Source organism: Streptomyces triticirhizae (assembly GCF_003696235.1).
GTDB classification, from domain to species: Bacteria; Actinomycetota; Actinomycetes; order Streptomycetales; family Streptomycetaceae; genus Streptomyces; species Streptomyces triticirhizae.
In genome coordinates, this window is record NZ_RFFJ01000177.1 from 1 (window position 1) to 12784 (window position 12784).

Sequence of the window (12784 nt, forward strand, 5' to 3'; positions counted from 1 at the left end):
GGCGCCGGCGGCGCTCGCGCGCCTCGTGGCGTTCCCCGCCCTGCGGGCCGGCCTCACCCCGCCTGGGGCGGCCGGGCGTTCGACAGGGGCCGCGCGTTGTGGCGGGGGCGGCGGTGTGGCGAGGGCGGCGCGGGCGAGCGGAGCGGGTGCCCGGAGGGCGCCTCCCCGCGCGCCGAGGCCGCGCCCGGCGAGCGGGACATGCCCTGCGGGCCGCTCCCGGTGAAGTCACCTCCGCGCACGGCCGGTTCGCGCCCTGCGGGGTACCCCGCTTCGGGGCTCCGCCCCCGGGGCCGCCCTGAGCCTGCCGAGCCCGCAAGCGGAGAACCACTCTTCGACAGGAGTCAGCCGAGGCCAGGAGCGGAGAACCGCTCCGTTCCAGGAGGGGGACGAACCCACAGGCGGAGAACCGGTCCGATTCGGGAGGTCACCAAGCCCGCAAGCGGAGAACCGGTCCGCTTCGGGAGTCGCCGAGGCCGCAGGGCGGAGAACCACTCCACTCCACGTGCCACCGAGCCCACAGACGGAGAACCACTCCGCTCCAGGATTCGGAGAGCCCTGTGATCGGCGAAGTCGTCCCGTTCCGCCGGTCGGCGTGCCCCCGAGGCCGGCGCCACCGCCCGAGCCGTCGTCGCGGGCACCATCCATCGCGAGGCGCGAAATCCATCGCGACCGCGAACGTTCACCGCCGGTTCGGTTCGCGAGCCCCGGCGGGGCTCGCGGTCAGCGGTCCGTCGCGAAGAGGTCGGCACGGGCGGCCGCCAGGGCCGTGAGGAGGGCGCCGCCGAGGATCGGGTTGCCGGTGACGGTCGCCGCGCGGACCTCCGTGTCGAGCGGCGAGATCGCCGCCAGCCGTTCCGCCACCCGGCCGGCCAGCGCGGCCCCGCCGGCCCGGCCGACCTCGCCACCGAGCACCACACAGCCCGGGTCAAGCACGGCGACCGCCGAGGCCGCGCCCAGCGCCACCCGGCCGGCCAGCTCGTCGAGGAACGCGCCGGACGGTCCGGTGCCCCGCTCGGCCGCCTCCGCGACCAGCCGTTCCGGCCTGGCCAGCTCGCCCGGCGCCAACTCCCCGACCGGCAGCCCCTGTTCCGCCGCCAGCGCGCGCACGGCCGCCCCGGAGACCAGGCCGTGGAAGCCGGCCTCGCAGTCCGTCGCCGAGGGCAGTCCCACGCGGCCTGGCACCGGCAGGAAGCCCACCTCGCCGGCGCCGCCCGAGGCCCCCCGGCGCAGCGCGCCGTCGAGGACCACGGCCGCGCCGACGCCGGCGCCCAGCCACAGCAGGACGAACGTGTCGCGGTCGCGGGCCGCGCCGAGCCGGTGTTCGGCGATGGCGGCGAGGTTGACCTCGTTCTCCAGCAGCACCGGGGCGTCGAGGTTCTCCCGCAGCGCGGCCAGCAGCTCGCGGTGCCAGGCGGGCAGCGCGTCGGAGAAGCGCAGGGCGCCGGTGGCCGGGTCGGCGAGCCCGGGGGCGCCGAGCGCCACGGTGTGCGGCTCGGCGACGCCGGCCGCGTCGCCGATCTCGCCCAGGGCCGCCAACGCGGCCGCGACCATGGGGTGTTGACCGCCTGTGGCCGGCCCGGCCGCGTCGACCAGCGGCAGCGCCCTGGTGGCGACGGTGGCGCCGGCGAGGTCGGCGATGGCCAGTTCGACCCCGTCGAACCGGACGTCGAGGGCGGCCACATGGGCGCGGCCGGCGACCAGCCCGTAGACCCGCGCGTTGGGTCCCCGGCGCTCGGCGCCGGCCTCCCCCACCACGTCGACCAGCCCCTCGCGGCCCAGCCGGCCGAGCAGTTCGGCGACGCTTGGCCGGGAGAGCCCGGTCAGCTCGCGCAGTCGGGCGGCGGTCAACGGGCCGTGCTCGGTGAGGAGTTCGAGCGCGATCCGGTCGTTGATGGCCCGGGCGGTCTGCGGGGTGGCGGTGCGCACGCTGCTCATGGCCGGGATTCTATCCCCTTACTATTAGGCAACCTTCCTGATAGTTTCCCTGCCATGTCTCTCCCCGATCCCCCAGGCGAGCCCCGTGAGCCCCGCCCCGAGCCCTCGACCGGCCCGCACCCCACCCCCTCCCCGCCGACCGTCGAGCCGCCGACCGTCGCCCCCTCGGCCGTCGAACCGTCGCACGCGGCCCGGGTGCGCCGGGCCAGGGTCTCCGTTGGCACGGTGTTCGCCCTGCACGGCGCCGCCTCGGGCAGCTTCGTCACCCGAATCCCCTGGCTCCAGGACCAGTTGGGCCTCAGCACGGCCGCCCTCGGCCTGGCCCTCGCCTTCCCGGCCGTCGGCGCCTCGGTCGCGATGCCGCTGGCCAGCCGGGTGATCCACCGGCACGGCGCCCGCGCGGCGGTGCGGGGCCTGTTGGCGCTGTGGATCGCGGCCTCCGCGCTGCCGGTCATGGCGCCGAACATGCCGGCGCTCTGCGTGCTGCTCCTCCTCTTCGGCGCGACCGCCGGGATGGCGGACGTGGCGATGAACGCCCAGGGCGTGGAGGTGGAGGAGCGCCACGGACGGTCCATCATGTCGGGGCTGCACGGGCTGTGGAGCGTCGGCACCCTGACCGGCTCGGCGCTGGGCGTGGGCGCCGTCGCGCTGGAGTGGGACGCGCGGGTTCATCTCCCGCTGGTCGTCGCGCTGTTGCTGCTGGCGGTGGTGCCGGCCTGCCGGGGGCTGCTGGACGTGCGGCCGAGCGGGGACGAGGCGGCGCCGCCCCGCTTCGCGCTGCCGCCGCGCTCCGCGCTGCTGATCGGCGCGGTGGGGATCTGCGCGGTGCTGGCCGAGGGCGGCAGCATGGACTGGTCCGGGGTGTATCTGCGGGATCTCACGGGCGCCTCGGAGACGGTGGCGGCCGCCAGCTACACGGCGTTCGCCACGACGATGGCCGTCGCCCGGCTGCTCGGGGACGCGGTGGTGCGGCGGCTCGGCCCGGTGCGCACGGTGCGGTGCGGCGGCGGACTGGCCGCGCTGGGTGGGCTGTTGGTGGTGACGGCCACGGTGCCGGCCCAGGGGGTCGCGGGCTTCGCGCTGATCGGGGTGGGGATAGCGGTGGTGGTGCCGTTGACGTTCGCGGCGGCCGGACACAGCGGGCCCAACCCGAGCCGGGCGATCGCCGGCGTGGCGACCATCACCTACACGGCCAGCCTGGTCGCGCCCACGCTGATCGGCGCGATCGGCGAACTGGCGTCGCTGCGGGCGTCGTTCGCCCTGGTCACGGTCGCGACGGCGCTGCTGGTGGTGGGCGCGGGGGTGCTGGGGCGCGGGTCCAGGCCGAGCGCGCCGGTGGCCTCGGCGCCGGGCGCCGGGAAACGGACGCCGCCCCGCGCCGGGGACCGGGCCGAGGGCTGAGGGTGAACAGGGGGCGGGGCCGGACCGAGTGACCCGAGGGCCGACGCGGCCCGGCCCCCGCCGGGTTCAGCGGGTGCGAACGGCGTCAGCCGAGCAGCCGCACCGCCTGGTAGTAGGTCCAGGCGGTGCTGTCGCAGGCCGCGCCCTGGGCGCCGGAGTAGTTGTCGCAGACCCGCAGCAGGTCCTGGTAGAACGCGTTGTCCAGGCGCGCCTTGTTGGCGTCGAAGGTGCCGGCCGCCTTGTAGTTGCGGTAGCCGAAGTCATGCCGCGCACATGACAAGCTGAAGGGGAAGCCGAAGGGGTTGTCGGGCGAGGAGGAGCACAGGTCGGTGCTCCAGTCGAAGCCGTAGGAGGCCCAGGCCCCCTGGTTGTTGCGAGCCGAGAGCCAGGCGTTGTAGCTGCTGGCGCTCGTCTGCGTCCAACTGCTCAGCACCTGCGGCTTGTCGGCCGGCGCGGCGGTGGCCGGCGCGGCCGAGACCGAGATGACGCCCAGGCTGAGGGCGAGGGCCGTGAACAGGGTGGCGATCCGTTGACGCGTGCGCATGGCGCATCCTCCCGGGATTGGCGGCCCGCCCGGGTCGGGCGGGCCGTTCACTACCGGAAGTCGAACCTATGCACCCCGACAGGAATGCTCAACCCTCCGTCGGGTGAAGGAAGTTGACGAACAGGCAACGCCGCGCCCACGCCGGGCGGGCCGGCGCGGTCGCGGCGCGGGTCCCGCGCCTACGCCGGCCGGGCCAGCACCCAGGTGCGGTCCAGGGTCAGATACCGCTCCACGGGAAGCCCGGCGCCGGCCAGCGCCTCCTCGAACGCCTCCCGGCTCCACCGGTAGGAGGGGAAGGTGTGCGTCCACTCCGCGTCGGGGAACTCGTACTCAACCCGGATCTCGGTGAGTTCGTCGTTGATCGGCTCGGCCGAGGCGACGCGGATCAGCCCGTCATCCCCCGTCTTCGCCTCCCTGGGCACCCGCTGGTGCCAGTCCTCCCCCTCCCGCTGGATCAACACCGCGCCGCCGTCCGCGACATGGCGCCGGCAGGCGCGCAACATGCCCGCGCGGACCTCGGGGTCGGCGTTGTGGATCAGGAACGACATGAGCAACACCACGTCGAACCTCTCGTCGCCCAGGTCCAGTTCCTCGATCGCCGCACAGACCGTGCGTGCCCCCCGGACGTGCTCCAGCATCTCCGGGGACTCGTCCACGGCCGTGACCGTGAAGCCCCGCTCGACCAACGGGTGGGTCACCCGGCCCACCCCGCAGCCGAGTTCGAGGATGCTGGCGCCCGCCGGAACGGCCCGCTCGATGATGTTGGGCTCGCGCCCCACCGGCAGCCGCAGCCACCGCTCCACCGCACAGCCGTCCGGGGTGATGGGCCCCGGACCCGTTCCGCTGTATCCCTCACGGGTACGTCCACTCATGCCATCATCAGATCACGGTCCGTGCGCCACCGACCACCGTTCCCCCCATTTCTCCCGCGCCGGCCCGCCCCGCGCGGGGTCCCCTACTGCCAACTCGCGTGCAGCGGCTTGCCCTCCGCGTAGCCGGCGGCGGACTGCACCCCCACCACGGCGCGTTCGCCGAACTCGGCCAGGTTGGCGGCCCCGGCATAGGTGAACGAGGAACGCACGCCCGCGATGATCGAGTCGATCAGGTCCTCGACGCCGGGCCGCGCCGGGTCCAGGAACATCCGCGAGGTGGAGATGCCCTCCTCGAACAGGCCCTTGCGCGCCCGCTCGAACGCCGACTGCTCGGCGGTCCTGCTGCGCACCGCCCGGGCCGAGGCCATCCCGAAGCTCTCCTTGTACAGGCGCCCGTCGGCGGACTGCTGGAGGTCGCCGGGCGACTCGTGGGTGCCGGCAAACCAGGAGCCGATCATCACATTGGACGCCCCGGCGGCCAGCGCCATCGCCACGTCCCTGGGGTGCCGCACCCCGCCGTCCGCCCACACGTGCCGCCCCAGCCGCCGCGCCTCGGCGGCGCACTCCACCACGGCGGAGAACTGCGGCCGGCCGACGCCCGTCATCATCCGGGTCGTGCACATCGCGCCCGGGCCGACGCCCACCTTGACGATGTCGGCGCCCGCCTCGATCAGGTCCCTGGTGCCCTCGGCCGAGACCACGTTCCCCGCCACCACCGGCACCGAGGGCCGCAGCGCGGCGACCGCACGCAGCGCGGCGAGCATGGACTCCTGGTGGCCGTGCGCGGTGTCGACGACCAACGTGTCCACGCCGGCGGCCAGCAACGCCTCGGCGCGGGCGGCCACATCGCCGTTGATCCCGACGGCGGCGGCCACCCGCAGCCGGCCGTCCGCGTCCACGGCCGGCTGGTAGAGGGTGGCGCGCAGCGCGCCCTTGCGGCTGAGGATGCCGACCAGCCGCCCGTCGGGGCCGACGGCCGGGGCGATCTTGCGGTGCGCCGAGTCCAGGGTGGTGAACGCCTCCTGGGGGTCCAGGTCGGCCGCCAACACCAGCAGGTCGCGCGACATCACCTCGCCGACCTGCGCGAACCGGTCGACGCCGGTCAGGTCGGCCTCGGTGACGATGCCCACGGGGCGCTCGTTGGAGACCACCACGCCGGCGTTGTGCGCCCGCTTGGGCAGCAGCGCCAGCGCGTCGGCCACGGTCTGGGTCGGGGCCAGCGTGATCGGGGTGTCCAACACCAGATGGCGGCGCTTGACCCAGGCGATCACCTCGGTGACCACGTCCAGCGGGATGTCCTGCGGGATCACCACCAGGCCCCCGCGCCTGGCCACCGTCTCGGCCATCCGGCGGCCGGCCACCGCCGTCATGTTCGCGACCACCAGGGGAATCGTCGTCCCCGAACCGTCCGGCGAGGACAGGTCGACCGCGAGCCGGGAACCGACGGAGGAACGGTTGGGGACCATGAAGACGTCGTCGTAGGTCAGGTCGTGGGACGGCTTCGCGTCGTTGAGGAACCTCATGCTCGCGCTCTCACCTGCTGTGGCTCGATATGGATGGCGGGTGGGAGGCTGCGGCTCCTGTGCCATTATCACCCAGGTCGTCCATGGTCCACGCGCCCCCACGCGCTCGCGTGCGCGCCGGCTCGCGGGGCGCGCGACGCGAAACGCACCACCCGCCGCGCGTTCGCACCCCGGGTGACGTTCCCCCGCCCGGGCCCCGGCCGCCCGACGCCGCTGCCACGATGGCGCCCAACGGTTGGGCGGCAACAGGGGGTTCGGGTGACATCACGGCTGGCATCGCGGGGTGCGGCGAGCGGAGGAACGAACGGCCGCCGGTTGAGCTTCGGCATCAAGACCACCCCGGCCCACACCGACTACGCGGACCTGCTGCGCGTCTGGCGGGAGGCCGACGGGATCGAGCGGATCGAGCACGCCTGGCTCTGGGACCACCTCCCGCCGCTCTTCGGCCCGCCGACCGGGCCGACCTGGGAGGGCTGGACGACGCTGGCCGCGCTCGCCGCCTCCACCGAACGGATCGGCCTGGGCCTGCTGGTCTCCAACAACCGGCTCCGCCCACCCGCCCTGCTGGCCAAGATGGCGGCGACGGTGGAGGGCATCTCCGATGGCCGCCTCACCGTCGGCCTCGGCATGGGCCCCACCCTCCCCCGCTCCGGCCAACCCGCCGCCCCCGGGCCTGCGGCCAGGGCGGTCGCCGGGTACCGCGCCCTGGGCATCGAGCCGCCCACGCCCGGCGTCGGGCTGGCCCGGCTCGACGAGAGCTGCCGGGTGCTGCGCGCACTGTGGGAGAACGAGGAGCCGACGGACTTCGCCGGCCGCCACTACCGCCTGACCGGCGCCCACGCCGCGCCCCGCCCCGCGCGGCGGCTGCCGCTGCTGATCGGCGGCTCGGGCGACGGGCTGCTGAGGGTCGCCGCCGAACACGCCGACCTGTGGAACATCTCGGGACCGCCGCACGCCGACGTCGCGCGCGTCGCGGAGCGCGCCGCCGCGCTGGACGCGGCGTGCGCCCAACTCGGCCGCGACCCGGGCGAGATCACGCGCTCGGTGCAGACCCACGTCTCCTACGCCGACCCAGCCGCCACCCGCGCGGTGGTCACGGACCTGCTGACCACCGGCGCGACCCACATCGTCCTCAGCCTGCCGGCGCCGTTCCCGGAGGGCGTGGCGCGGTGGGTCACGGACGAGATCATCGACGCGGTGGGGTGAGCGCGGGGTCGCCCACAGGAGCGGTGAGGGCCGGATCGGCGGGACTGACGCCGGCCTCCATCCTCAGCACCTCCACGCATGTGCGGGCCACGTCCTCCCACTCGGAGTAGATCTCGCGCATCGCCGGCTCGGTGAAGACCGTGCGCGTGGTTGCGCTCGGCCTCTGGCACGGAGGCGAAGTCGCACAGCGGCCTCCGGGAAGCACCTCGTCTGAGCCGGGACGCGGGGTGTCCCACCCACCCGCCCTTGGTGCCGCCCGGCGGCCAGCGTCACGCGTCGAGGTCCGCCCGGTCCAGCGCCGGCCGGGCCGGCGCCGGCGTGGCCAGCAGCAGATCCGCCGCCGCCGTGTCCGTGACCAGACTGGTGACCAGCCCGGAGCGCAGCACCGCGTTGATCGCGCCCGCCTTGCGGCGGCCGCCGGCGATGGCGACGACCTCGGGGACGCGGCGCAGCCGTTCCGGCTCCACGGTGATGCACCGTTCGCCGAGGTCGCGGCCGATCCGTCGCCCGTCGGCGGAGAAGAGGTGCGCCGACATCTCCGCCGCGACGCCGAGCGAGGCGTAGTGGTCGCGTTCCTCCTTGCCGAGCATGTCGTGGACGGTGGAGATCCCCGTCTCCCAGGTGCCGATGGAGACGGCCGCGATGGTGACGCGGTCGAAGTAGTCGAAGGCGGCGGCGATCCCGGGCTGGGCGCGCAGCGCGGCGGCGGTGCCGGGGTCGGAGAGCAGCATCGGCGCGTAGATCGGGTGCGCCTCGCCGCCGGAGACGTCGGCCGCCCGGCGGACCGCCTCGACCGACCCGCGTTCGGCGCCCGCGTCGTAGACGCCGGTCAGCTGGACCACCGTGCAGGGCGGCAGATGGCGAAGTGCCGCCGCCATGTGGATCGTTGACCTTCCCCAGGCCAGGCCCAGCACGTCGCCCTCGGCGACCAGCTCCTCCAGCAGCTCGGCGGCGACCTCGCCGAGGTGCTCCGGGTCCGGGGTGTCCTCCGTCGCCTCGGTCGGCGACTCGGCGACGACGACGTGGCGCAGGCCGAAGTGCGAGCGGAGCGCGTCGGAGCGTTCGGCGTCCAGCTCGGCGGGCACGCGGATCTCGATGCGCACCAGCTCCTGTTCGACCGCCGACTCCAGCACCCGGGCGACCTTGAAGCGGCTGACGCCGAACTCGTCCGCGATCTGGATCTTGGACTTTCCCTCCAGGTAGAAGCGCCGTGCCATCGCCGCCGCCTGCATCAGCTCGGCGGGCCCCATCCGTGTGGCAGACCTCCCGGTCGGCACCGCACTCACCTCACTGTTCATCGGCCCTGTGTCCCCGGTCACGTTCCGCGTTCAATCCTCGCAGACGAAACGCGAACCGGTTCACCGCTCGGAGGCACCCCGCCCGGCGGCGGCCGCCCGTTCCGCGGCGGCGCGCTCGGCCGCCCGTTCCGCCGAGGCGCGCAGCCCGCGCACGGCGGCCGCCGGGTCGTCGGCGCCGTAGACGGCGGAGCCGGCGACGAAGACGTCGGCCCCCGCCTCCGCGCAGCGCTCGATGGTGTCGGCCGAGACCCCGCCGTCGACCTGGAGCCACAGCGGCAGCCCGTGGCGTTCGATCAGCGCCCGGGTGCGGCGGATCTTGGGCACCATGATGTCGAGGAACGCCTGGCCGCCGAAGCCGGGTTCGACGGTCATCACCAGGATCATGTCCAGCTCGGGCAGCAGGTCCTCGAACGGTTCGATCGGCGTGGCTGGCTTCAGCGCCATCGAGGCGCGGGCGCCCAGCGCGCGGATCTCCCTGGCCAGGCGGACCGGCGCGGCGGCGGCCTCGGCGTGGAAGGTGACCGAGCCGGCGCCCGCCTCGACGAACGACGGCGCCCAACGGTCCGGGTCCTCGATCATCAGGTGGCAGTCCAGCGGGGTGTCGGTCGCCTTCCGCAGGGACTGGACCACGGGCACGCCCAGCGTCAGGTTGGGCACGAAGTGGTTGTCCATGACGTCGACATGGAGCCAGTCGGCGCCCTCGACGGCGCGGGCCTCGTCGGCGAGGCGGGCGAAGTCGGCGGACAGGATGCTGGGGTTGATCTGGGCCATGGCCCCAGTATTCAACATCGTGTTCGGCCCCGGTCCGCCGCTGCCCTCAGCCCGCTCGGCGCAGCAGCGCCAGATACATCGCGTCGGTCCCGTGGCGGTGCGGCCACAGCTGGACGTCTGGCCCGTCGCCCAGCTCGGGAACGCCGGGCAGCAGCGGCCGGGCGTCGACCCGTTCCACCGTGAGGTCGGTGTCGGCCAGGCCCCTGAGGACGTCGGCGACCACCAGTCGGGTCTCGCTCAGGTGCGGGGAGCAGGTGGCGTAGCCGAGCACGCCGCCGGGGCGGAGCGCCTCCAGGCCGGCCCGCAGCAGCTCGCGCTGCCGGGTGGCGAGCCGGTCCAGGTCCTCGGGGCGGCGGCGCCAGCGGGACTCGGGCCGGCGGCGCAGCGCGCCGAGTCCGGTGCAGGGGACGTCCAACAGCACCCGGTCGAAGCTGGCGGGCCGCCAGGCGGGGCGGCGGGCGTCGGCGACCAACACCTGGTAGGGGCCGGGGTTGCCGGCCAGGGCGCGGGCCACCAACCGGGCCCGGTGCGGCTGGAGTTCGCTGGCGACCAGGGCGGCGCCGCGTTCGGCGGCGAGCGCGCCGAGCAGCGCGGCCTTGCCGCCGGGTCCCGCGCAGCCGTCCAGCCAGCGGCGGTCGGGGCCGCCACCCAGCGGCGCGTTGGTCAGGGCCAGCGCGACCAGCTGGCTGCCCTCGTCCTGCACGCCGGCCCGGCCCTCGACGACGGCGGGCACCGCGCCCGGCTCGCCGCCCTCGGCCAGCCGCACGGCCTGCGGCGACCAGCGGCCCGGTTCGGCGCCCTCGCCGGCCAGCAGCTCCTGCGGGGTGCTGCGCCCGGGGCGGGCGGCCAGGGTGACGCGGGGGCGCTCGTTGTCCGCGACCAGCAGGCGTTCGATCTCCTCGCGCTCCCCGCCCAGCGCGTCCCAGAGGGCGCCGACGACCCAGCGCGGGTGGGCGTGCCGCAGGCCGAGATGGCCCTCGGGGTCCCGGGCGTAGGGCGGGGCGAGCAGCTCGATCCAGCCGTCGAGGTCGTGGGCGGTGACCCGGCGTAGCACCGCGTTGACGAACTTGGCCCGGCCGTCGCCGACCACGCAGCGGGCCAGCTCGACCGCCGAACTCACGGCGGCGTGCGTGGGGATGCGGGTGGCGAGCAGCTGGTGGACGCCGAGCGAGAGCACGTCGAGCACCGGCGGGTCGACCTCGCGCAGCGGGCGGTCCACGCACTCGGCGAGGATCGCGTCATAGGTGCCCTGGCGGCGGAGCGTGCCGTAGACCAGCTCGGTGGCGAACGCCGCGTCCCGGTCGTCGAGGCTGCCCTCCCGCTTGGCACGGGCGAGCAGCGGCGGCAGCACCAGGTTGGCGTAGGCGTCCCGTTCGTCGACGGCGCGCAGCGCGTCGAACGCGAGGATGCGCGCGGGGTCCCGCTGGGGGCGGCGATAGGGCTTGGACGGACGGCGCTGCCGACTGCTCACGGGAACGTTGACTCCGGCGGGTACGGGTGGAACGGGTGGAGAACGGGCTGGTGGCCGGTGCGGCCGGGGTCCAGGGTACGGGGGCGGGGCCCGGTGGCCTCAGCCGCCGAGTCGTTCGCCCTCGGCGACCCGCACCCCCCGGGCCCAGTCGGCGGCCGCCATGGGCCGCTTGCCCTGCGGCTGCACGAAGGCCAGCTCGACGGGGTGGGAGCCGGTGCCGACCCGCACCGTCCGCTTGTCGGCCCACAACTCGCCCGGCGCCAGGGCGGGTTCGTCGGGCAGCTGCTCGACCTGGCGCAGCTTGAGCCGCTCGCCACGGAACGTGGTCCACGCGCCGGGCGCCGGCGTGCACGCCCGCACCACCCGGTCCACGCGGAGCGCCGGCGCGTTCCAGTCGACCCGCGCGTCCTCGACGGTCAGCTTGGGCGCGAGGCTGACGCCCTCGGTCGGCTGGGGGCGTGGCGTGAGGCTGCCGTCCTCGATGCCGTCCATGGTGGCGGCCAGCAGGCCGGAGCCGGCGAGCGCCAGCCGGGTCAGCAGGTCGCCGCTGGTGTCCCGGGGGCGGATCTCCTCGGTGATCACCCCGTAGACCGGGCCCGAGTCCAGGCCCTCCTCGATCTGGAAGGTGCTGGCGCCGGTCACCTCGTCGCCGGCGAGCAGCGCGTGCTGAACGGGCGCGGCGCCGCGCCACGCGGGCAGCAGGGAGAAGTGCAGGTTGACCCAGCCCCGGGCCGGGATGTCCAACGCGGGCCTGGGCAGCAGCGCGCCGTAGGCCACCACGGGGCAGCAGTCGGGGGCGATCTCCGTCAACCTGTCGAGAAAGTCCGGGTCCTTGGGGCGGCGCGGCCGCAGGATCTCGATCCCGGCCTCGGCGGCCCGCTCGGCCACGGGGCTGGCGACCAGCCTCCGGCCCCGGCCCGCCGGGGCGTCGGGGCGGGTGACGACGGCGACGACCTCGTGCCGGTCGGACGCCAGCAGGGCGTCCAGCGCGGGAACGGCGACCTCGGGGGTGCCGGCGAAAACCAGCCTCATCGTGGGTGGGTGACCTCTCGGACGTGTGTGAACGGGACCAGGGGCGGGCGGGCCCAACGAGCCCGCGCGTGGGGCGGGGTGAGCGCCCGCAGAGTCTACGTTCCGTGGCGTGCTGGTGCGTCCGGGGGCACTGGGGGGCGCAGGGCTGAGGGCCGTGCGCTCCGCCGTGTTGACGATGCGCGCCGAGGGCGTGACTCAGGCGCCCGGTGGCGCGTTGGTCAAGACAGATTGACCGCAGACGGGTCCCTCGCGGCCCGTCCCTTCCTTGCCGCCGGTTCGAGAGGCTTGTAAATGGCCGACCACGCCACCCCTGACGCTCAGGCGCGGGCCAGCCTGCATCTGCTGGTACGCGACATCGAGCGGGTTCGCCGCCAGGTGGACGCCCTGCGTACGCTCACCGCGCAGTTGGGCAACGTCTACCGACCACGACGGACCGGCCCCTCGGCCGGTTTCGTGGTCTACGGGCGGGCCCCCGCGCCCACGGTGCGGCTGGCCCAGGAGCTGCGAGACAGCGTGGAGGCGCTGGTCACAGCGGCGGTCGACTTCGACCGTTCGCTGGGGTTCTCCTGGGACGCGGTGGGCTCGGCGCTGGGGGTCACCAAGCAGGCGGTGCACCGGCGTTACGGGGCGCGGCGGCCGGCGCCGCCGGCCGGGGGACGGGAGGCCCCGGTCGGCACGGTGCCCCCGGCGGTGCCGCCGGCCCGCCGCCCCCAGCCCGCCGCGACGACCCC

General features: G+C 75.2%; 12 protein-coding genes. 3 read left to right on the forward strand and 9 right to left on the reverse strand.

The window, feature by feature from the left end; translation table 11 throughout:
• Positions 1-720: 720 nt before the first annotated feature.
• A complete protein-coding gene (locus EBN88_RS23740) occupies positions 721-1935 on the reverse strand; it encodes an ROK family transcriptional regulator (RefSeq protein WP_122399110.1) in 1215 nt (404 codons plus the stop codon).
• 54 nt (positions 1936-1989) lie between these two features.
• On the opposite strand from EBN88_RS23740, the gene EBN88_RS23745 reads away from it, so the two are divergent.
• On the forward strand, positions 1990-3336 hold the full coding sequence (locus EBN88_RS23745; protein ID WP_122399111.1) for an MFS transporter: 1347 nt from the start codon (positions 1990-1992) through the stop codon (positions 3334-3336).
• An 85-nt stretch (positions 3337-3421) separates the two neighbouring features.
• Here EBN88_RS23745 and EBN88_RS23750 read toward each other — a convergent pair whose 3' ends face one another.
• The 3 genes from EBN88_RS23750 to EBN88_RS23760 form a co-directional block, all read right to left on the reverse strand.
• Positions 3422-3880, reverse strand: coding sequence for a phospholipase (locus EBN88_RS23750; RefSeq protein ID WP_122399112.1), 459 nt, complete (start codon positions 3878-3880; stop codon positions 3422-3424).
• Positions 3881-4059: 179 nt separating this feature from the next.
• The gene (locus EBN88_RS23755; RefSeq protein WP_122399113.1) at positions 4060-4752 is read right to left on the reverse strand and encodes a class I SAM-dependent methyltransferase; all 693 of its coding nucleotides are present in this window, start codon (positions 4750-4752) and stop codon (positions 4060-4062) included.
• 83 nt (positions 4753-4835) lie between these two features.
• The gene (locus EBN88_RS23760; protein ID WP_122399114.1) at positions 4836-6275 is read right to left on the reverse strand and encodes a GuaB1 family IMP dehydrogenase-related protein; all 1440 of its coding nucleotides are present in this window, start codon (positions 6273-6275) and stop codon (positions 4836-4838) included.
• A gap of 315 nt (positions 6276-6590) precedes the next feature.
• On the opposite strand from EBN88_RS23760, the gene EBN88_RS23765 reads away from it, so the two are divergent.
• Positions 6591-7481, forward strand: a complete 891-nt coding sequence (locus EBN88_RS23765; RefSeq protein ID WP_233580888.1) for an LLM class flavin-dependent oxidoreductase — start codon at positions 6591-6593, stop codon at positions 7479-7481.
• Here the strand turns inward: EBN88_RS23765 and EBN88_RS32085 are convergent.
• The 5 genes from EBN88_RS32085 to fmt form a co-directional block, all read right to left on the reverse strand.
• The gene (locus tag EBN88_RS32085; RefSeq protein WP_233580890.1) at positions 7462-7602 is read right to left on the reverse strand and encodes an MmyB family transcriptional regulator; all 141 of its coding nucleotides are present in this window, start codon (positions 7600-7602) and stop codon (positions 7462-7464) included. The two genes, EBN88_RS23765 and EBN88_RS32085, sit on opposite strands and share 20 nt — an antisense overlap.
• 148 nt (positions 7603-7750) lie before the next feature.
• On the reverse strand, positions 7751-8779 hold the full coding sequence (locus tag EBN88_RS23775; protein ID WP_122399116.1) for a sugar-binding transcriptional regulator: 1029 nt from the start codon (positions 8777-8779) through the stop codon (positions 7751-7753).
• A gap of 60 nt (positions 8780-8839) precedes the next feature.
• Entirely contained in the window at positions 8840-9550 is a 711-nt protein-coding gene (rpe, locus tag EBN88_RS23780) for a ribulose-phosphate 3-epimerase (protein ID WP_122399117.1), read from the reverse strand.
• 46 nt (positions 9551-9596) lie between these two features.
• Positions 9597-11021: an RsmB/NOP family class I SAM-dependent RNA methyltransferase gene (locus tag EBN88_RS23785; RefSeq protein ID WP_122399118.1), complete on the reverse strand. Its 1425-nt coding sequence runs from the start codon at positions 11019-11021 to the stop codon at positions 9597-9599.
• 99 nt (positions 11022-11120) lie between these two features.
• Entirely contained in the window at positions 11121-12053 is a 933-nt protein-coding gene (fmt, locus tag EBN88_RS23790; RefSeq protein WP_122399119.1) for a methionyl-tRNA formyltransferase, read from the reverse strand.
• 291 nt (positions 12054-12344) lie between these two features.
• Between fmt and EBN88_RS23795 the strand changes: the two genes are divergently transcribed.
• Positions 12345-12784: hypothetical protein (locus EBN88_RS23795; protein ID WP_122399120.1), on the forward strand; the 440-nt coding region annotated here is incomplete at its 3' end.

What these genes read in the sequence shown, in the direction of transcription:
- EBN88_RS23740 (WP_122399110.1), bottom strand. Translation starts at nt 1,935, where the DNA reads ATGAGCAGCGTGCGCACCGCCACCCCGCAGACCGCCCGGGCCATCAAC.
- EBN88_RS23745 (WP_122399111.1), top strand. Translation starts at nt 1,990, where the DNA reads ATGTCTCTCCCCGATCCCCCAGGCGAGCCCCGTGAGCCCCGCCCCGAG.
- EBN88_RS23750 (WP_122399112.1), bottom strand. Translation starts at nt 3,880, where the DNA reads ATGCGCACGCGTCAACGGATCGCCACCCTGTTCACGGCCCTCGCCCTC.
- EBN88_RS23755 (WP_122399113.1), bottom strand. Translation starts at nt 4,752, where the DNA reads ATGAGTGGACGTACCCGTGAGGGATACAGCGGAACGGGTCCGGGGCCC.
- EBN88_RS23760 (WP_122399114.1), bottom strand. Translation starts at nt 6,275, where the DNA reads ATGAGGTTCCTCAACGACGCGAAGCCGTCCCACGACCTGACCTACGAC.
- EBN88_RS32085 (WP_233580890.1), bottom strand. Translation starts at nt 7,602, where the DNA reads ATGCGCGAGATCTACTCCGAGTGGGAGGACGTGGCCCGCACATGCGTG.
- EBN88_RS23775 (WP_122399116.1), bottom strand. Translation starts at nt 8,779, where the DNA reads ATGAACAGTGAGGTGAGTGCGGTGCCGACCGGGAGGTCTGCCACACGG.
- rpe (WP_122399117.1), bottom strand. Translation starts at nt 9,550, where the DNA reads ATGGCCCAGATCAACCCCAGCATCCTGTCCGCCGACTTCGCCCGCCTC.
- fmt (WP_122399119.1), bottom strand. Translation starts at nt 12,053, where the DNA reads ATGAGGCTGGTTTTCGCCGGCACCCCCGAGGTCGCCGTTCCCGCGCTG.